Raw genomic sequence first — 20,071 nt, forward strand, 5'->3', positions numbered from 1 at the left:
GGCGGCGAGCGGGGCTGTGCCGGCCGGGGTCACGGGTGGGACAGCTGACCGGCGCCGCCGGGTATCCGCTCCTGCTCGCGCAGCCCGGCCCGCTCCCGGCGCCGGCGGGCCCGGCGCTCGCGGCGTAGTGCGCGGGCCGTGCTGCTGGGCTCGGAGACCACGCCGTACCGCTGGTGCCACACCTGGCGGGTGACCCACACGTCGACCACCGCCCAGGTGGCCACCACCGTGCTCACCACGCTGCTGATCACCATGGGGAAGGCCAGCCAGGACCCGGCCATCGTGCACAGGAAGGCCACCATCGCCTGGATCAGCGTCACCGCGATGATCAGGACCGCCCGCACCGCCGCCGTACGCACCGGATCGGGCATCGGGTGCCGGCGGGCGGGCTCCTCGATCCACAACGGCCGGTAGTCCGCACGCCGTTCACCACCGGCGGACTCCCTGCCACGCCCGCGCACCGGAATGTCGCGATCCGGCTGCCTGTACCCCCCGCGCCCCGGCTCTCCGTGCCGTTGCCGTGCCGCCGAGCGCGCCGCCACGCGCTCCTCGGGCGCTTCGCGCCGCTCCGCCGTCTCCATCACCGTGTCACTCCCCACCGCCGACCGACCCCTCGCCCCGGAGTCCCAGGACTCCGACTCCCCAGTGGCTGCCCGGCTTGCGCAGTTTTACGCCGCCGGGATGCGGGATGCGGCACCTGTGGCCCATTCCGCACCCATTTCCCGAAGACTTCCCATAGGAGAGGACGAACGAGATCGCCCGAAGATTCCCCACCGGCGAAAAAATCCAGCCAACCGCCTGGCCGTGTCCTCGCGGTCGGGCAGGACGCGGCCATCTGATTGCGGTGGCAATCTCCCGCAATGCCCGGACAACTCGCCATCTCTCGCCGCCGGAGCGGAAGTTCGCCCTCCGGACGTGTCTTCGAGTTAACTGTGAGGCGGTAGTAGGCTCGCGCCGTTTGTTGACGCACATGTGCACCCCCGGCCGGCGGGGGTCGAGCTGGGGGAGGCCATGCGCTTTCGCGGGAAGTCGATCCGCCGGAAGATCGTGGCGCTGCTTCTCGTGCCGCTGGTGTCCCTGGCCGCCATCTGGGGCTTCGCCACGGTGCTCACCGGACGCGAGGTCGCCCGGCTGTTCCACGCCACCGACGTCGTCAAGGAGATCGGCTACCCCACCGAGGACACGGTCCGCGCACTGCAGCAGGAACGCCGCCAGGCCCTCGTCTACCTCGCCGACCCGCGCGCCGCCGACGCGCTCTCCGCCCTGCAGCGCACCCGCGCCGTCACCGACCGGGCGATCGTGAAGATCCGCAAGAACGCCGGGAACCACGACGTCGTGGACGGCATGGACACATCCGACGACGATCGCCTCACCACGGTCCTGGACGCCTTCGCGGGCCTCGACTCCCTGCGCCGCAGCGTCGAACAGCGAACGGTCGACCGTGCCCAGGCCCTCGACCTCTACAACCGGCTCGTCGACCCCTGCTATACCCTGCTCGACGCCCTCGACGGCGTGGACGACGTCGAACTGGACAAGCAGGCCCGTGCGATGGTCAACGTCACGCGCGCGCGTGAGCTTCTCTCCCGCGAGGACGCGCTGCTCGGCTCCTCCCTCGTCGTCGGCCGGCTCACCCGTGACGAGACCCGGGACATCTCCGCCCTCGTCGCCCAGCGCACCCTCCTGTACGACATCAGCCTGCCGCTGCTGCCCGCCGCCGAACGCGAACGCTACGAACGCTTCTGGAAGAACGCCACCACCGCGCAACTGCGCACGGCCGAACGGTCCGTCATCGGCGCGGACTCCGGCACGCCCCGCGAAGTCACCGCACAGGGCTGGGACTCCGCCGCGGCGAGCGTCCTGGACGACCTCGGCACCATGGACGACCAAGCCGGCGACCGCTTCCAGAACCGCACCCGCCCCGTGGCCATGACCGTCATCCTGCAGGCGGCCGTGGCGGGCCTGCTCGGTCTGATCGCCCTCCTGGTCTCCCTCGTCCTGTCCGTCCGGGTCGGCCGCAGCCTCATCCGCGACCTGCGCCAGCTGCGTCTGGAGGCGCACGAGGCCTCCGGCGTCCGGCTGCCCAGCGTGATGCGCCGACTGTCCGCCGGTGAACAGGTCGACGTCGAGACCGAGGTGCCGCGCCTGGAGTACGACAAGAACGAGGTCGGCGAGGTCGGCCAGGCCCTCAACACCCTCCAGCGCGCCGCCGTCGAGGCCGCCGTCAAGCAGGCCGAACTGCGCGCCGGTGTCTCCGAGGTGTTCGTCAACCTCGCCCGCCGCAGCCAGGTGCTGCTGCACAAACAGCTCACCCTGCTCGACACCATGGAACGCCGGACCGAGGACACCGACGAGCTCGCCGACCTCTTCCGCCTGGACCACCTCACCACCCGTATGCGCCGGCACGCCGAGGGCCTGGTGATCCTCTCCGGCGCCGCACCGTCCCGGCAGTGGCGCCGCCCGGTCCAGCTGATGGACGTCGTCCGGGCCGCCGTCGCCGAGGTCGAGGACTACGAGCGCATCGAGGTACGACGGCTGCCGCGGGTCGCCGTCACCGGCCCGGCCGTCGCCGACCTCACGCACCTCGTGGCCGAACTCCTGGAGAACGCCACGGTGTTCTCACCCCCGCACACCGCCGTCCAGGTCCTCGGCGAGCGCGTCGCCAACGGCTTCACCCTGGAGATCCACGACCGGGGCCTCGGCATGACGGCCGAGGCACTCCTGGACGCCAATCTGCGGCTCGCCGAGACCCCCGAGTTCGAACTGTCCGACACCGACCGGCTGGGCCTCTTCGTGGTCAGCCGCCTCGCCCAGCGTCAGAACGCCCGCGTCTCCCTCCAGCCGTCGCCCTACGGCGGCACCACCGCTGTCGTGTTCATCCCCGACGCGCTGCTGAGTGACGACGTGCCGGACACCAACGGCCTCGGCTTCCGCCTGGACCGGGACCGCCCGGCGAAGGAGGCGGGGCAGGTCGCGGGCCACTCCGCGGGGCCCGTGCAGCTGCCCGGCCTGCAGACCTCCCTGCTGGACGGCCCCGTCGAGCTGGAGGCGCCCGTCGACCTCGACGCCCTCGACGACTTCCCCGGCGCCCTGGGGGACGAGGACAGCGAGCGTGGCGAATTGTTCCGGCCCCGCCGCTCCCGCTCCCGCGACGACGCCGGTCCGGTCTCCGCGTCCGCCGCCGACCGCGGCCCCATACCGTTGCCGCGCCGCCAGACGCCCAAACTCGTCAGCTCGCACGGCAAGCCCGTCACCGATCAGCGCTCCCGCCGTGACGAACCCGACCAGCGGCCCACCGCAGGTCCCCGCCGCCCCGACCCGGGCGGCCTCGCCCCCCTGCCCGCCCGCCGCCGCGGCACGTCCGCCCGGCGCCCCGGCGAACTCACCGACCACGTCGCGGACGGCGCCCCGCCCCGCCCCGACGGCACTGCCGAGCCCCCCGAGATCCCGGCACTGCCCCGCCGCACCCGGCCAAAGGGGACCCCCACGGCCACCCCGGGCGCCTCGACCCGGACACCCGAAGCGCCCCAGCCCGACAGCGGCGAGGCACTGCCCACGGACGACAGAGGCCGGTCCGGCGACGCGTTCCCGCCCGCCGCCGCGCGCCCGCCCGCCGCCGCGCGCCCGCCCGCCGCCGCCGCGCGCCCGCCCGCCGCCGAAGCGCAGCGGCCCGCCGATGCCCCCCGGTCCGCCGACGCGTCCTGGCCGGATGACGTGTGTCCGCCCGCCGCCGAAGCGGTCCGATCGAGTGACGCAGCTCTGTCGGGCGACGCGTTCCCGCCTGCCGACGCCACATCCCGGCCCGCCGACGCGCCCTGGTCCGGCGAAGCGTGCCCGCCCACAGCCGGCACAGCCGCGCGAAGCGGCACCGGCGGCGACGCCCCCACGCCGAGCGGCACTCGCGGCGAGACACCCCCGCCCGGCGGCACCAGAGCCCTGACCGGCGGCGACGTACCCCCGCCCAGCGGCTCACCGGACCTCACTCGCGCCGACGCCTCCCCGCCGCCCGGCACCCCAGACCTCACCACCGGCGACGCGACCGCCCGGTCGGCCGTGGCGCCGGGCGGGACCGGGCCGTTGCCCCGGCGGGTGCGCCAGGCCAGCCTGGCTCCCCAGCTCAAGCAGGACACCGTACGACGCGCCCGACGGACGGGGCAGCCCGCAGACCGTGACGCCGATGAGGTCCGCAGCCGGATGGCCTCGTTGCAGCGCGGCTGGCAGCGCGGCCGGGAGGAGAACGCCGCCGGCGACGGGACCCGGAACGGCACAGCACCAGGAACGACAAAGGGGGACGGTCGATGACCGCACCGAAGGCGACCGGCCAGACGGCGACGAACAAGGGGGAGCTGAACTGGCTCTTGGACGACCTGGTCGACCGGGTCGCCAGCATCCGCAAAGCCGTCATCCTGTCCGGCGACGGCCTGCCCATGGGCGTGTCGCAGGACCTGACCAGGGAGGACGGCGAGCACCTGGCCGCCGTGGCGTCCGGCTTCCACAGTCTCGCCAAGGGTGTCGGCCGCCACTTCGACGCGGGCGCCGTCCGGCAGACCGTGGTCGAACTGGACGACGCCTTCCTGTTCGTCACCGCCGCCGGCGACGGCAGCTGCCTCGCCGTCCTCTCCGAAGCCGACTCCGACGTCGGGCAGGTCGCCTACGAGATGACGCTTCTGGTCAAGCGGGTCGGCGTGCATCTGGGTACCTCCCCGCGCTCCGACCTGCCCGCGGGCGGGTAGTGGGATGACATGAGCCGAGACGGTCAGGGAAGAAGTCACTGGTTCGACGACGAGGCCGGACCGGTCGTCCGTCCGTACGCCATGACGCGCGGCCGTACCACGAGTCCGGCCCAGCACCGCCTCGACCTGATCGCGGTGGTCGTCACGGAGCCGGACGCGGGCGACCCGGAAGCGGATCCGACGCTGTCGCCCGAACACGTGGAGATCGTCGGGCTGTGCCGGGACGAGCCGCAGTCGGTCGCCGAACTCGCCGCGGAGGTCGATCTTCCGATCGGCGTGGTCCGGGTCCTCATCGGCGATCTCGTACACGCCGAACTCGTCCACGTCACCCGCCCGGTTCCCCCGGCCGAGCTGCCGGACGAGAGCATTCTGCGGGATGTGATCAACGGCCTCCGGGCGCTGTGACCGTCCCCCGACCCGTCGAGCAGGAGACTTAGGACCGATGATCATCGGGCGTTCTGAGCGCGGAAAGCCCCCGATCGAGCCCGTCACGCTGAAGATCCTCGTGGCCGGCGGCTTCGGCGTGGGCAAGACGACCCTTGTCGGCGCCGTCAGCGAGATCAGGCCGCTGCGCACCGAGGAACTGCTCACGGAGGCCGGGCGCCCGGTCGACGACATCAGCGGGGTGGAGGGCAAGCACACCACCACCGTGGCCATGGACTTCGGCCGCATCACGCTGCGCGAGGACCTGGTGCTGTACCTGTTCGGTACGCCCGGGCAGGAGCGGTTCTGGTTCATGTGGGACGAGCTGTCCGAGGGCGCGCTCGGTGCCGTCGTGCTCGCCGACACCCGCCGTCTGGAGGACTGCTTCGCCGCCGTCGACTACTTCGAGCGGCGCTCCATCCCGTTCCTCGTCGGGGTCAACTGCTTCGAAGGGGCGGCCCGTTACCCGGCCGAGGCGGTCCGGCAGGCCCTCGACCTGGACGACGACGTTCCCCTCGTCGTGTGCGACGCGCGTGACCGGGAGTCGGTCAAGGAGGTGCTTGTCGGGGTCGTCCAGCACGCGCTGCACCATGCGGCCGACCGCCGCGCCGCCGCCATCGGCTGACCGCGGCCGCAGGACACGGCCCGTACCCCCGCCGACCGGGGTACGGGCCGTGGTCCGATGAGAAGCACGCGCGCGTGCGGAGTTTTTCGCGCCCTGTCGTTCTCTACGCCCCGTCCTCCTCCAGCCAGTCGAAGCTCTTCTCCACCGCCCTGCGCCAGTTGCGGTACTCGCGGTCGCGCACCGCCGCCTCCATCGCGGGCGTCCACTCGGCGTCCTTCTGCCAGTGCGACTTCAGCTCGTCCAGCCCGTTCCAGACGCCTGTGGCGAGGCCGGCGGCGTACGCGGCGCCCAGGCAGGTCGTCTCCGACACCCGCGGACGGATCACCGGCACATCGAGGACGTCCGCCTGATGCTGCATCAGCAGACGGTTCTTCGTCATGCCGCCGTCGACCTTCAATGTGGTGATCCGCACCCCGGAGTCCTGATACATGGCGTCCACGACCTCCCGCGTCTGCCAGCTCGTCGCCTCCAGCACCGCGCGCGCGAGATGTGCCTTCGTGACGTACCGGGTGAGGCCGGTGACGACCCCGCGCGCGTCGGAGCGCCAATAGGGCGCGAACAGACCGGAGAACGCGGGCACGATGTACGCGCCGCCGTTGTCCTCGACGCTCGCCGCCAGGGTCTCGATCTCGTCGGCGGTGCGGATGATTCCGAGCTGGTCGCGGAACCACTGCACGAGCGCGCCCGTTATCGCTATGGACCCCTCCAGGCAGTACACCGGCGCTTCCTCGCCGATCTTGTAGCCCATCGTCGTCAGCAGTCCGCTCTTGGACGGCACCGGCCGGTTGCCGGTGTTCAGCAGCAGGAAACTGCCGGTGCCGTAGGTGTTCTTCGCGGTGCCCACGTCGTAGCAGGCCTGCCCGAACACGGCGGCCTGCTGGTCGCCCAGCGCGGAGGCCACGGGCACTCCGGCGAGCTGCCCGACCGCCGTGCCGTACACCTCGGCGGAGGACCGGATCTCGGGCAGCATCGCCTCGGGGATGTTCATGGCGGCGAGGATGCCGGGATCCCACTGGAGGGTGTCGAGGTTCATCAGCATGGTCCGCCCGGCGTTCGTGACGTCGGTGACGTGCCGGCCGCCGTCGGTGCCGCCGGTGAGGTTCCAGATCAGCCAGGAGTCGATGGTCCCGAAGGCGATCTCGCCGCGTTCGGCCCGTGCCCTGAGGCCGGGCACGTGGTCCAGCAGCCAGGCCGCCTTGGGCCCGGAGAAGTAGCTGGCCAGCGGCAGCCCGGTCTGCTCGCGGAAGCGGTCCTGGCCGTCCGCGCCGCCCAGTTCGGCGCACAGGGCCGCGGTGCGGGTGTCCTGCCAGACGATCGCGTTGTGCACGGGCTTGCCCGTGGCGCGGTCCCACAGGACCGTCGTCTCACGCTGGTTGGTGATGCCCAGCGCGCTCAGCTCGTCGGCGCGCAGCCCGGCCTTGGCCAGCGCCCCGGCCACCACGGCCTGCACCTTGGCCCAGATCTCGGTCGCGTCGTGCTCCACCCAGCCCGGCTTGGGGAAGATCTGGCGGTGCTCGCGCTGATCGACGGCGACGATCGCGCCGCCGTGGTCGAAGACGATGCAGCGGCTGGACGTGGTGCCCTGGTCGATGGCGGCGACGTAAGTGCCGGCGGTGTCCGTCATGGCTGTCCCTGGGTCGCTGGGTCGGGAAGACGCGTACGGGAAGGCGTACGGGAAGACTTACGGGGATCAGAAGGCCGCGTGGTAGAGGAGCCCGGCGAGCGTCCCGCCGATCAGCGGGCCGACGATCGGGATCCAGGCGTAACCCCAGTCGGATGTGCCCTTGTTGGGAATCGGCAGGAAGGTGTGCACGATGCGTGGGCCGAGGTCGCGGGCGGGGTTGATGGCATAGCCGGTGGGGCCGCCGAGGGAGAGTCCGATGCCGACGACGAGCAGGGAGACGATCAGCACGGTGGTGCCGGACTCGCCGAGCCCCTTCGTCAGCCCGAAGGCGAGGACGGGCAGGACGAGTGCCATGGTCGCGATGATCTCGGTGATCAGGTTGGCGACCGGGTGCCGGATCTCCGGGATGGTCGAGAAGATACCGAGGGTGGACACCGGCTCCTCGCCGGTGTCCTCCTCGCGGACGTTGGCCTGGAACTGGGCGAGATACACCAGATAGGCGAGTACGGCGCCGATCATCGCGCCCACGATCTGGCCCAGCAGATACACCCAGACCTTGCCCCACTTGCCGGTGTCGACGGCGATGCCGAGGGTCACCGCGGGATTGAGCTGGCCGCCGGAGAGCGGAGCCGCGGTGTAGGCGCCGGCGAGGACCCCGAAGCCCCAGCCGAACGCGATGACGCCCCAGCCCGCGGACCGCGCCTTGGAGTGCCGGAGGGTGACGGCGGCGCAGACACCGGCGCCGAACAGGATCAGTATCGCGGTGCCGATGACCTCGCCGATGAAAATGTGCCCGTTGCTCATGGCGGCTCCCTTGCCGCAGGGGGCGAGCAGCCCCGGCCCTGTCGTGCAGGAACGGTTCCCTTTGCGACTTCGGCCGAAGGCAGGGAAGGCCCCGCGCCCCGCCCGGCGTCCGTGACGAGCGTGCCGTCGCAGCCGCGATCGCCGGGGAGGGACCGGCCGTGGAGCAGGACAGACCCGTGGCACAGTGCCTGATAACGCCGAGAATGTACGGCGATGTCGGCCGACACCGGGAAGTGTTCACCGGTGCTCCGGGGGCGTCAAGGTTGCGGACGGTGTCGGTGACACCGGCGCACCGCCCGAGAGGGCGTCTCAACGGCCGTATACGAAGGGGTCGTTCACCACCCCGGCTCGACGGCCGCGCACCCGGCCTGCGCCGCGGCCGTCCCCGTGCCGCCGCGCCGGACCTCGTGACCGGCGGCCCCGGCGCGCCCGAGCACCCAGCTCGCGCCGCGCAGTGCCTTGGCCGCCTTCTTCAGCGGGGCGAGGTGGGCGGCGGCCTGGCGATGGTCACCCACGCTGCCCGGCGCGCACACGACGGTCGCGAGGGAGAGCGTGACCTGCCGGTCGGCCGCCGACCAGGGTGCGTCGAGCACGGTGGCCACCAGTGGATCGAGCGCCTCCTCGTCGGCCAGTACCAGAAAGTCGTCCCCGCCGATGTGCCCCACGCGCGCGTGCCCCACGACCGCCTGCTGCAGCGCGCGGCCCACCGACCGGATCAGCTCGTCGCCCGCGGCGAACCCGGCACCGTCGTTGACCTGTTTGAAGTGATCGATGTCCAGCCAGCTGAGCGCGAACGTCCGGCCGTCGGCGATCCACCGGTCGACCTCGGTCGTGATCGTGTCCGAACCGGGCAGCCGGGTCAGCGGATTGAGCCCGGCCGCCTCCTCGACCCGGCTCTCGGCCAGCGCCCGCACCAGGTCCGCGAGCCGTACGACGCCAACGCACCGGTCGTGCGCGTCGACCACCGCCACATCGTCGGAGGTCCGGTCCGGGCCGCCGATCGCGACCACGTCCAGCACCTCCCAGGCGGTGGCGTCGACGCCGACGGTGCGGGGCGCGTCGCCCAGCTTGAAGGCGGGCCGGTCGGCGTACAGGGCGTGCCCGTACCGGGCGGACATCGACAGCAGGAAGCGCGAGCGGTGCACCGACCGCACAGGACGGCCGGTCTGGTCCACCAGCAGCACACCGGAGACGTCCGGCGACCCGGTGAGCAGCCCCCGCACCTGTCCCGCGGAGGCGGTCACCGGCAGTACGGCGGCCGGGCGCACGAACTCCCGCACCGACGGCCCGGAGCGGGGCACACCCACGGCACCGGGGGAGCGGGGCGGAACGTATACGTCCGCCGCGGGGATCCGGGCCGGCGGCGCGAACAGCTCGCCCTGCGCCAGCTGTGCACCGGCCGACAGCGCCGCCGCACACTGCAGTTCGGTCTCGACCCCCTCCACCGCGACCAGGGCGCCCAGCTCCTCGCACAGCGTCCGCATCGCCCGCACCGCGGCCGGCCGGGCCAGCAGCGAGGCGTCGAGCTTGACCAGGTCGGGGGAGAGGTCGGTGAGCAGCCGAAGCGGTACGTCACCGTCCCCGATGCCGTCCGCGCTGATCCGGAAGCCCTGTTCGCGCAAGGAGGCCACCGCCTCCAGCAGCGCCCGCTGCGGCACGTGCGTGTAGGGCGGGACCACGTCCAGCGTCACCTCCCAGGGCAGCCGTCCTGCCGCGCGTACGGCGTCGTACAGCGGGGTGAGGCCGCCGAGGTCGGCGAGCGTGGCCGCGAACACGTTCAGGTGCAGCGGCAGCAGCGTCTCCTTGTGTGTCGCCGCACGCAGCGCCAACACCGTGAGCCTGCCGTCGAGTTCGGGATCGCGACGGGCCTCGGCGAGGATGTCCCCGGTCTCCGGGCGGGCGAGTGTCTCCAGTGCGGTGACCGCGCCCGTCATCAGATTGACCACCGGCTGGAAGGCGAAGCGGAGAGTGTCCGTCCAGGAGTGCACGGGAGCATGATGGCGCTGCCCGCGTACGCCCAGGCGCAGTTCATGAGAGATTCACGCAGCATTCCGGGACGATCACCCAGCGTGGACAACCTCGTTGATCACTTGCGCACCACCAGCCCCAGATCACCTTCCCTCCGGCGGACCGGTCATCTCACGGCGACCACCGCCGATCCGTGCCCGAACAGCCCCTGGTTGGCGGTGATCCCCGCCCGCGCCCCGGCGATCTGACGGTCGCCCGCGGTGCCCCGCAACTGCCAGGTCAGCTCGCAGACCTGGGCGATGGCCTGGGCCGGCACAGCCTCTCCGAAGGAGGCGAGTCCGCCGCTGGCGTTGACGGGTATGCGCCCGCCCGGGGCCGTCACACCCTCCCGCAGCAGCTTCGCGCCCTCACCCTCGCCGCACAGCCCCAGATCCTCGTACCACTGCAACTCCAGCGCGGTGGACAGGTCGTAGACCTCGGCCAGGGACAGGTCCTCGGGGCCGATGCCCGCCTCCTCGTAGGCGGCGCTCGCGATGGACGCGCGGAACGTCTCGCCAGCAGGCTCCACCGTGACCGCGGAGTCCGTCGCGATGTCCGGCAGGTCCAGCACCGCGTTCGGGAAGCGCGGGGTCACCGTCGACACCGCGCGGATCCGCACCGGCCGCTCCACCCCGTGCCGGTGCGCGAACCCGACGCTGGAGAGCACCAGGGCCGCGGCGCCGTCGGAGGTGGCGCAGATGTCGAGCAGCCGCAGCGGATCGGCGACCACCGCGGATGCGGCGACCTCCTCGGCGGTGACCCGCTTGCGGTAGCGGGCGTACGGATTGAGCGCTCCCATGGCGGCGTTCTTTACCTTGACCTGCGCGAAGTCCTCCGCCGTATCCCCGTGCACCGCCATCCGCCGGCGCGCGTACAAGCCGAAGTACGCCGGGTTCGTCGCGCCCAGCAGCCGGAACCGGAGCCAGTCCGGGTCGTCGGGCCGGTCCCCGCCCGCGGGCCGGAAGAACCCCTTGGGTGCGGCGTCGGCCCCCACGACGAGCACGACCTCCGCGAGCCCCGCGAGGATCTGCGCCCGCGCGGCGGCGATCGCCTGCGCCCCGGAAGCGCACGCCGCGTACACACTCGCGACCCGCGCCCCCTGCCAGCCCAGGGCCTTGGCGAAGGTCGCTCCCGCCACATACCCGGGATATCCGCCACGCACCGTGTCCGCGCCCACGATCGAGCCGATGTCCCGCCAGTCGACACCGGCGTCCACCAGCGCCGCGCGGGCCGCCGCCGTCCCGTACTCCACGAAGGAGCGCCCCCACTTGCCCCACGGGTGCATGCCCGCGCCGAGCACCGCCACGTCCACCGTCACACCCTCACCCCCGTCGGCCGCCAGTGCCAGATCGTCCAGGTCGTCTCCGCGTCCTCGTGCAGCACGCCGGGGACGGCCTCCACCTCCATGCCCACCGCCAGTTCGGCGACGGTGATCCCGGGAGCCGCCTGCCCGAGCACCACGATCCGCTCGGCCGCCAGCTCCACCGCGATCAACGCGCGAGGCTCCCACGGAAGTTCCGGATTGCTCACATAGGGTGACGGTGGTCGATATCGACTGTCCGTGTACGACCAGATGCGCCCCTTTCGCGACAGGGGTACCTCCTCCAGCGGGCCGCCCGCGCAGTGCGGGTTGCGGCAGTGGGCGTCCTCGCGCGGGAAGAACACCGACGCGCACGACGAGCACCGCGTGCCCAGCAGCCGGAAAGCCTCCCCCTCTCCGCCGAACCATCCGTCGACCGCGGGTGTGCGTGTGCGCGGCAAGGCTCCTCCCCGGCAGTAGATCTGACGAAGTGTCAGAAGTGTGTCACGGGCAACGGGAAATGGGCAGGGCGGCGCAGGACACGGTGAAGTCGCTCATCGGCGGCGACTGAGCAACCTTTGGAAGATGTCCCTCCGCTGATCGGATACAGTCCGCGCGTGTCCGAAACTCAGCACTCAACTTCCAACTCTGCACAGGGCTCGCACTGTTCGAGCTGCGGAGCGCCCTATGGAGAGGGCGTGACCGGCTGGCCGCGCACCTGCCCGACCTGCGGGACCGTCGCCTACCGCAACCCGCTGCCGGTCGCGATCGCACTCCAGCCCGTGTACGACACCCAGGGCACGGCCCTGGTCGTCATCACCCGTACCGTCGCCCCCGCGCGCGGGGGCACGGCCCTGCCCGGCGGCTACGTCGACGACCGCGAGGACTGGAAGCAGGCCGTCGTCCGCGAGCTCAAGGAGGAGACCGGCATCGACGCGGCCGCCCGCGACGTGCGGCTCGTGGACGCCATGAGCTCGCCCGACGGTCACCTGCTGCTGTTCGGACTCCTCCCCGAACGGCCGGCCGACGGACTGCCGCCCTCCGGCCCCACGGACGAGACCGAGGGCTGGCAGATGCTGCGCCGCCCCGAAGAACTCGCCTTCCCGCTGCACACCGTGGCCGTACGGGCCTGGTTCGAGGGCCGGTACGGCTGAATCGTCCCGCTCAGCCGAGCCCCCGTACCCGCACCGGGTAGGGCGGCTCACCCGAACCGTCCTCCCGCTCCCGGGTGACCACCACCTCCCGGCCCTGCCGGCGGGCGACATAGCGTTCCGTCTCCGGTTCGTCCCACCCGTCGCCCGCGTCCGGCACGACCAGACCACCCCCGGTCCGGCCCCGCGCGGGCGCCCACACCTCCAGCTCCGGACTGCCGTCGGCGCCCCGCACCGGAATGACCGCACCCGCGCGCGCGAACACCGGTATCCGCGACAGCGGTGCGTCCACGAGCACCTGCGCCGGCCCCTCGAACGCCTCCTCCGTCACCGTGTCGTACCAGCGGCCCCGCGGCAGCTGTACCGCACGCCGGTCCGCACCCGGATCCAGCACCGGGGCGACCAGCAGACCGTCCCCGAGCAGAAACGTGTCCTCGCAGTCGCGCAGCGCCCGGTCCTCCGGAGCCCCCCACCACAGCGGCCGCACATACGGCGCGCCGGTCCGCCGGGCCAGATGCGCCAGCGTCATCCAGTACGGCCGCAGCCGCTGCCGCTCACGCAACGCCACGCGCGCGTGCTCCAGCACCTCGGCACCGAACTCCCAGGGCTCCCTGCGCCCCGCCCGCAGACTCGCGTGCGTGCGGAACAGCGGCAGATACGCGCCGAGCTGGAACCACCGCAGATACAGCTCCGGCGACGGACTGCCGTCGAAACCCCCCACGTCCGGACCCGAGTACGGCACCCCGCACAGCCCGAGCCCCAGCACCAGCGACAACGACGCCCGAAGCCCCGGCCAGCCCGTCGCCACGTCCCCGGACCAGGTCCCCCCGTAGCGCTGCATCCCCGCCCAGCCCGAGCGCGAGAACAAGAACGGCCGCTCCTCGGGCGACAGCTCACGCAGGCCCTCGTAGCCCGCCCGGGCCATGCACAACGCGTACACGTTGTGCGCCTCCCGATGGTCACCGCCCCGCCCCTCCAGGTCGTGCCGGGCCGACCGGGGCAGGGTCGGCTCGCCGAAGGCGTTGAACGACGTCGGCTCGTTCATGTCGTGCCAGAACCCCGCGAAACCCTGATCCAGCCGCTCCGCATAGAGCCCACCCCACCACTCACGCACGCGCGCGTGCGTGAAGTCCGGGAACACCGACTCACCGGCCCACGCCACACCCCGCACCTCACGCCCGGACGCGTCCCGCACGAACGCGTCCCGCGCCGAACCGCTGCCGTACACCGCGTTGCCCGGCGCCGCCTTCACCGCCGGATCGACGATCGACACCAGCCGGACGCCGTCCCGACGCAGCTCCTCCGCCAGCACCGGCAGCTTGGGGAACCGCTCCTGGTCGACCGTGAACACCTGGTGCTCGTCGTAGTGGTCGATGTCCAGGTGCACCGCGTCCAACGGAAGATCGCGCTCCTGGTAACCCGCCACGATCCGGCGCACCTCCTGCTCGCTGCCGAAACCCCAGCGCGCGTGATGGTGCCCGAGCGCCCACGCCGGCGGCAGCGCGGGCGCCCCGGTCAGCGAGGCCCACGTGTGCAGCACGCGCGCGGGAGTGCCCACCATCACCCAACAGCGCAGCGGACCGCCGTCCATCCGCACCTCGCAACGCCCCGCCCGGTCATGCCCGGACCCGGCACCCTCCTCGCCCTCCCGCAGCACCACCGTGCCGTCCCACGTGGTGTCGTGGAACACCAGATGCGTGCCGGCGTCCGCCACCACGAGCTGCACCGGCATGGTCAGATACAGCGGATCGGTGCCGGGCCCGAACGCCCGGCCCGGATCGGTGTTCCACAGCCGGTACGCGCCCTCCCGCAGCCGCGGCCCCGACGCCCGCCCGCCCAGACCGAAGAACCGGGCGTCCGCCGTCACCTCCGACCGCTGCATCCACCGCGCCGTACCCCCGCCGACCGGCTCCCACCAGCGCGGCGGCAGATCCCGCCGCAGCATCACCCCACCCGGCGTGCACACCTCGACCGCACCGTGCCGCGAGACGACGACCGTCACACGCTCGGCGACCACCCGCCAGCCACCGTCCTTGTCCGGCTCCAGCACCGCCCGCGGATCCGGCTCCGGACAGCGCCCCGCCAGCGCGTACGACGGCTCCGGGCCCGCCCCGTCCCAGCCCCAGAACACCGGCCCGTTCACCGCGACCGTGATCCGCAGCTCCGACCGGCCGAACCGGATGACACCACCCCCGGGCCCCGGCTCCACACCCGCCACCTGCCCCGGGACCCGCGCCCGCTCGGCCCCCCGCCGCGGCAGCCCGGCGGCGTCGATCCGCCTCCTGCGCCACGCGGCCCGTACGGTACGCAACCCCCGAACCGCCCTCCCCGCACCGACCACACTCACCGAACGCACCAGGTCACGACCGTCCATGCTGCTCACCCTGCCACTGAGCGCCCCACGCGCGCGTGTCGTTCAACTGCCGTTCACCCGTGCCGGGACCACATCTTCACGAGCGGGACTATGTGGGGCGCGCCCTGGTGCTGAAGTCGATCACATGGCATCGTCCCTGTCAGCCGCGTCACGCGCACACCCCAGCACGTGCGCGGACCGACGCCCACGACGCGCACAGCCCGGGAGCCGCCCCATGTCGACCGCGAACCCCCAGCCACTCTGGCAGCCCGATCCCGACCGGATCGCCCAGGCCCGCATCACCCAGTTCCAGGCATGGGCCGCCGAACACCACGGCGCCCCCGCCGACGGCGGCTACCCCGCCCTCCACCAGTGGTCCGTCGACCAGCTCGACACCTTCTGGAAAGCCGTCACCGAGTGGTTCGACGTACGGTTCTCGACCCCCTACGCGCGCGTGCTCGGCGACCGCGCGATGCCCGGCGCCCAGTGGTTCCCCGGAGCCACCCTCAACTACGCCGAGCACGCCCTGCGCGCCGCCGCCGACCGCGGCCACGAACCCGCCCTGCTGCACGTGGACGAGACCCACGAACCGCGCCCCGTGACCTGGACCGAACTGCGCCGCCAGGTCGGCTCCCTCGCCGCCGGACTCCGCGCCCTCGGCGTCCGCCCCGGCGACCGCGTCAGCGGCTACCTGCCCAACATCCCCGAAGCCGTCGTCGCCCTGCTCGCCACAGCCGCCGTCGGCGCCGTCTGGACCTCCTGCGCCCCCGACTTCGGCGCCCGCAGCGTCCTGGACCGCTTCCAGCAGGTCGAACCCGTCGTCCTGTTCACCGTCGACGGCTACCGCTACGGCGGCAAGGAACACGACCGCCGCGAGACCGTCGCCGAACTGCGCCGCGAACTGCCCACCCTGCGCGCCGTCGTCCACATCCCGCTCCTCGGCACCGAGACACCCGAAGGCGCCATGGACTGGGCGGCCCTGACCTCGGCCGACACCGAGCCCATCTTCGAACAGGTCCCGTTCGACCACCCCCTGTGGGTGCTCTACTCCTCCGGCACGACCGGCCTGCCCAAGGCCATCGTCCAGTCCCAGGGCGGCATCCTCGTCGAACACCTCAAACAGCTCGGCCTGCACTGCGACCTCGGCCCCGAGGACCGTTTCTTCTGGTACACCTCGACCGGCTGGATGATGTGGAACTTCCTCATCTCCGGCCTCCTCACGGGCACCACGATCGTCCTGTACGACGGCAGCCCCGGCCACCCCGACACCGGCGCCCAGTGGCGCATCGCCGAACGCACCCGCACCACCCTCTACGGCACCTCGGCCGCCTACGTCATGGCCTGCCGCAAGGCCGGCGTCCACCCCGCACGCGACTACGACCTGGCCACCGTGAAGTGCGTCGCCACCACCGGCTCGCCCCTGCCGCCCGACGGCTTCCGCTGGCTGCACGACGAGGTCCGCGACGACCTCTGGATCGCCTCCGTCAGCGGCGGCACGGACGTCTGCTCCTGCTTCGCCGGAGCCGTACCGACCCTGCCCGTGTACACCGGCGAACTCCAGGCCCCCGGCCTCGGCACCGACCTGCAGGCCTGGGACCCGAGCGGCAAGCCCGTCATCGACGAGGTGGGCGAACTCGTCGTCACCAACCCCATGCCCTCCATGCCGATCCGCTTCTGGAACGACCCCGACGGCAGCCGCTACCACGACAGCTACTTCGACACCTACCCCGGCGTCTGGCGCCACGGCGACTGGATCACCGTCACCGCACGCGGCACCGTGATCATCCACGGCCGCTCCGACTCGACCCTCAACCGGCAGGGTGTACGCATGGGCTCGGCCGACATCTACGAGGTCGTCGAGCGCCTGCCCGAGATCAAGGAATCCCTCGTCATCGGCGTCGAACAGCCTGACGGCGGCTACTGGATGCCGCTGTTCGTGCAGCTCGCACCCGGCGCAGCCCTCGACGAGGCACTCCTGAACCGGATCAAACAGGCCATCCGTGAACAGCTCTCCCCCCGCCACGTGCCCGACGAGGTCATCGAGGTGCCCGGCATCCCGCACACCCTCACCGGCAAGCGCATCGAAGTCCCCGTCAAGCGCCTCCTGCAGGGCACCCCCCTGGACAAGGCGGTCAACCCCGGATCCGTCGACAACCTCTCCCTGCTCGGCTTCTACGAGGACCTCGCCCGCAAACGCGCCTGAACCGACCCCTCCCCACCTGCGCGAAACGACCGCACCACGCGCCCTCCGTCCACCGGCGGCACCCCGTTGTCAGTGCCGCCGGTTACGGTGAGTGAGCATTGATCGACCGCGCACTTTGGGGGAAACATGGCGCACACCGACCACCAGACCATGCGACGCGTCCTGCGCCGTGAGATCGCCGGCACCATCGGCCTGCTCACCGACGAACATGACTTCCGCGCCATGCGGCGCTACCGCAGCTTCACCTTCGACGACCACACCACCTACCTCCAGCAGGTCGAAGCCGTCCTCAAGGCGCGCGCCGCCCAGGGCAGCCACACCACCCTCGCCCTGTTCGACCCCGAGGACTATGCCGCCTACTGCGCGGACACCGGCCTCGACCCGGAAGCCGCGACCAGCCGCACCAGGTTCACGGCCGAACTCGCGGCCACCGGCCCCACCGTCGCCTACGACGGCCGACCCCTCGCCACGCTCGTACCAGCCCTCGTGGACGAGGCCGTACGCCAGGCCACCTGGGAGTACGCCACCACCCTCCTGTCCCGCCTCGGCCCCTGCCCCACCTGCGGCGAGGACATCGGCAGGGCCGCCTTCACCCGCGCCTCCGACCTCCTGGTCCGCATCCTCGACACCGCACGGCCCGGCGACCGGCACCTCGTGATCAGCGTCTCCGGCCCACCGGACACCCTCGTATCCGTCCTGCACGCCGACCAGGACGGCCCTGGCGCCACCCGCCTCGACGAGGCCGAAGCCCTGGAATTCACCAGCGTCCTCGCGCTCGGCCTCGCCACCCGCAGCCCCGGCGGACTCGTCATCCGCACCAGCCACCCCGGGACACCCGACCGCGTCCACGGCTGGCGACTGCGCACCGGCGACCTCGAACCCCTCACCGCCGCCGAGGTGTTCGACGCCTACTGCACCGACGCCGAATCCGGCGACCTCATCTCCCCGGAGTCCGGCGTCGACTACTGCGAACCACCCGACCTCGGAGAGGCGACCACCACCCCGGGCCACCGGCACTGACCGCACCCGCATCGCACCGCGAACGCGTCAGGGGCGCCCCACCCAAGGCGGGACGCCCCTGAAACCCGACACACCGGACCCGGCTGCCGCTACGGCTACTCGCCGGACAGCACCGCCTGAGCGGCGCTGCGCGCCTCCTCGGCGCTGTCCGCCGCTCGCGCGGCCGCCGCGGCCCGCTCGCACTGCGCCAGCGTGTACTTCGCCAGCGTCGCCCGGACATACGGAATCGACGCCGACCCCATGGACAGAGAAGTGACACCCAGACCGGTCAGTACACAGGCCAGCAGCGGGTCCGACGCGGCCTCACCGCACACACCACAGCTCTTGCCCTCGGCCTTGGCCGCCTCGGCGGACAGCGCCACCAGATCGAGCAGCGCCGGCTGCCACGGGTCCTGCAGCCGCGACACCGCGCCCACCTGACGGTCGGCCGCGAACGTGTACTGCGCGAGGTCATTGGTCCCCAGCGACAGGAACTCGACCTCCTGCAGGATCGAACGCGCCCGCAGCGCCGCCGACGGGATCTCCACCATCGCGCCGAACTTGGCCCGCAGCCCCGCCTCACGGCAGGCGTCCGCGAAAGCCTTCGCGTCCGCGCGGTCCGCCACCATCGGCGCCATGACCTCAAGGTAGACGGGCAGTCCCTCGGCGGCCTTGGCCAGCGCCGTCAGCTGCGTACGCAGGATCTCCGGGTGGTCCAGCAGCGTCCGCAGACCCCGCACACCCAGCGCGGGGTTCGGCTCGTCGGAGGGAGTCAGGAAGTCCAGCGGCTTGTCCGCACCCGCGTCCAGCACCCGCACGACCACACGGCCCTCGGGGAACGCCTCCAGCACCTGCCGGTAGGCCTCCACCTGCTTCTCCTCGGAAGGAGCGTTCTTGCTGTCGTCCAGGAACAGGAACTCGGTACGGAACAGACCGACGCCTTCGGCCCCGGCCTCCACCGCGGCCGGCACGTCAGCCGGCCCGCCCACGTTGGCCAGCAGCGGCACCTTGTGACCGTCCGCCGTCGCGCCCGGCCCGGTCGAGGCGGCCAGCGCAGCCTTGCGCTCCGCGGCCGCGGCCGCCAGCTCGGCCTTCTTCGCCTCGCTCGGGTTCACGAAGATGTCGCCGGTGCTGCCGTCCACCGCGATCACCGTGCCCTCGGCCAGCTCACCGGCACCCGGCAGCGCCACCACGGCCGGCACACCCAGCGCCCGCGCCAGGATCGCGCTGTGACTGGTCGGCCCGCCCTCCTCGGTCACGAAACCGAGCACCAGAGTCGGGTCCAGCAGCGCGGTGTCGGCAGGGGCCAGGTCCCGCGCGACGAGCACATACGGCTGGTCGCTGTCCGGAACGCCCGGCATCGGAACGCCCAGCAGCCGGGCGACGATACGATTCCGCACGTCATCCAGGTCGGCCACCCGGCCGGCGAGGTACTCACCGGCACCGGCCAGCAGCTCGCGGTACGCCGCGAACGCGTCGTACACGGCACGCTCGGCGGTGCTGCCGACGGCGATCCGCCGGTCCACGTCGGCCATCAGCTCGGGGTCCTGCGCCATCATGGCCTGTGCCTCAAGCACGGCCTGGGCCTCGCCCCCCGCCAGATTGCCGCGCGCCATCAGGTCGGCGGCGACGGCGTCCACGGCCTGGCGAGCCCGCCCCTGCTCCCGCTCGGCCTCTTCCATGGGGATCTGCTTGGTCGGCGGCTCCAGCACCGCCGTACCCATGTGCCGAACCTCGCCGATGGCCACGCCATGGCTCACGCCCACGCCTCGCAGCGTTGCTTCCATCTCACCCGTCTCCGATAGTGCGGCGGGTCCCGCCGCCGCGGTGGTTGTCCTGAACGCCGCCCCGG

The 20,071-nt window shown here is 72.3% G+C and carries 15 protein-coding genes; 7 read left to right on the forward strand and 8 right to left on the reverse strand.

Annotated elements, in window-relative coordinates; genetic code table 11:
* Positions 1–29 precede the first annotated feature (29 nt).
* Positions 30–581, reverse strand: coding sequence for a hypothetical protein (locus tag O1G22_RS34760; RefSeq protein ID WP_270086623.1), 552 nt, complete (start codon positions 579–581; stop codon positions 30–32).
* Between the two features lie 430 nt (positions 582–1,011).
* Here O1G22_RS34760 and O1G22_RS34765 point away from each other — a divergent pair, with 430 nt between their 5' ends.
* Genes O1G22_RS34765 through O1G22_RS34780 form a run of 4 tightly spaced genes read left to right on the forward strand, consistent with a single transcriptional unit; the run spans position 1,012 to position 5,778 of the window.
* Entirely contained in the window at positions 1,012–4,299 is a 3,288-nt protein-coding gene (locus O1G22_RS34765; RefSeq protein WP_270084919.1) for a sensor histidine kinase, read from the forward strand.
* Positions 4,296–4,730, forward strand: a complete 435-nt coding sequence (locus O1G22_RS34770; RefSeq protein ID WP_225101198.1) for a roadblock/LC7 domain-containing protein — start codon at positions 4,296–4,298, stop codon at positions 4,728–4,730. Before O1G22_RS34765 ends, O1G22_RS34770 begins: the two co-directional genes overlap by 4 nt.
* A gap of 9 nt (positions 4,731–4,739) precedes the next feature.
* The gene (locus O1G22_RS34775; protein ID WP_270084920.1) at positions 4,740–5,135 is read left to right on the forward strand and encodes a DUF742 domain-containing protein; all 396 of its coding nucleotides are present in this window, start codon (positions 4,740–4,742) and stop codon (positions 5,133–5,135) included.
* Positions 5,136–5,172: 37 nt separating this feature from the next.
* A complete protein-coding gene (locus O1G22_RS34780) occupies positions 5,173–5,778 on the forward strand; it encodes a GTP-binding protein (protein ID WP_270084921.1) in 606 nt (201 codons plus the stop codon).
* Positions 5,779–5,881: 103 nt separating this feature from the next.
* Here O1G22_RS34780 and glpK read toward each other — a convergent pair whose 3' ends face one another.
* The 5 genes from glpK to O1G22_RS34805 form a co-directional block, all read right to left on the reverse strand.
* A complete protein-coding gene (gene glpK, locus O1G22_RS34785) occupies positions 5,882–7,402 on the reverse strand; it encodes a glycerol kinase GlpK (RefSeq protein WP_270084922.1) in 1,521 nt (506 codons plus the stop codon).
* A gap of 66 nt (positions 7,403–7,468) precedes the next feature.
* Complete coding sequence (locus O1G22_RS34790) at positions 7,469–8,206, reverse strand: MIP/aquaporin family protein (RefSeq protein ID WP_270084923.1); 738 nt, start codon at positions 8,204–8,206, stop codon at positions 7,469–7,471.
* Positions 8,207–8,541: 335 nt separating this feature from the next.
* Positions 8,542–10,194 carry a GGDEF domain-containing protein gene (locus tag O1G22_RS34795; RefSeq protein WP_270084924.1) on the reverse strand — a complete coding sequence of 551 codons (1,653 nt, stop codon included), beginning with the start codon at positions 10,192–10,194 and terminating at the stop codon, positions 8,542–8,544.
* A gap of 146 nt (positions 10,195–10,340) precedes the next feature.
* Positions 10,341–11,531 carry a lipid-transfer protein gene (locus O1G22_RS34800; RefSeq protein WP_270084925.1) on the reverse strand — a complete coding sequence of 397 codons (1,191 nt, stop codon included), beginning with the start codon at positions 11,529–11,531 and terminating at the stop codon, positions 10,341–10,343.
* The gene (locus O1G22_RS34805) at positions 11,528–11,974 is read right to left on the reverse strand and encodes a Zn-ribbon domain-containing OB-fold protein (RefSeq protein WP_270084926.1); all 447 of its coding nucleotides are present in this window, start codon (positions 11,972–11,974) and stop codon (positions 11,528–11,530) included. The genes O1G22_RS34800 and O1G22_RS34805 overlap by 4 nt, the downstream gene beginning before the upstream one ends.
* Positions 11,975–12,130: 156 nt before the next feature.
* Here O1G22_RS34805 and O1G22_RS34810 point away from each other — a divergent pair, with 156 nt between their 5' ends.
* Entirely contained in the window at positions 12,131–12,667 is a 537-nt protein-coding gene (locus O1G22_RS34810) for an NUDIX domain-containing protein (RefSeq protein WP_270084927.1), read from the forward strand.
* Between the two features lie 10 nt (positions 12,668–12,677).
* Here the strand turns inward: O1G22_RS34810 and O1G22_RS34815 are convergent, their stop codons facing one another.
* Entirely contained in the window at positions 12,678–15,038 is a 2,361-nt protein-coding gene (locus O1G22_RS34815; protein ID WP_270084928.1) for a glycoside hydrolase family 31 protein, read from the reverse strand.
* Between the two features lie 214 nt (positions 15,039–15,252).
* Here O1G22_RS34815 and O1G22_RS34820 point away from each other — a divergent pair, with 214 nt between their 5' ends.
* Both O1G22_RS34820 and O1G22_RS34825 read left to right on the forward strand, forming a co-directional pair.
* Entirely contained in the window at positions 15,253–17,220 is a 1,968-nt protein-coding gene (locus O1G22_RS34820) for an acetoacetate--CoA ligase (RefSeq protein ID WP_270084929.1), read from the forward strand.
* A gap of 126 nt (positions 17,221–17,346) precedes the next feature.
* Positions 17,347–18,240, forward strand: a complete 894-nt coding sequence (locus tag O1G22_RS34825; protein WP_270084930.1) for a hypothetical protein — start codon at positions 17,347–17,349, stop codon at positions 18,238–18,240.
* Between the two features lie 95 nt (positions 18,241–18,335).
* Here O1G22_RS34825 and ptsP read toward each other — a convergent pair whose 3' ends face one another.
* On the reverse strand, positions 18,336–20,006 hold the full coding sequence (gene ptsP, locus O1G22_RS34830) for a phosphoenolpyruvate--protein phosphotransferase (RefSeq protein WP_270084931.1): 1,671 nt from the start codon (positions 20,004–20,006) through the stop codon (positions 18,336–18,338).
* Between the last annotated feature and the right edge of the window lie 65 nt (positions 20,007–20,071).

The organism is Streptomyces camelliae, assembly GCF_027625935.1.
Taxonomy (GTDB): domain Bacteria; phylum Actinomycetota; class Actinomycetes; order Streptomycetales; family Streptomycetaceae; genus Streptomyces; species Streptomyces camelliae.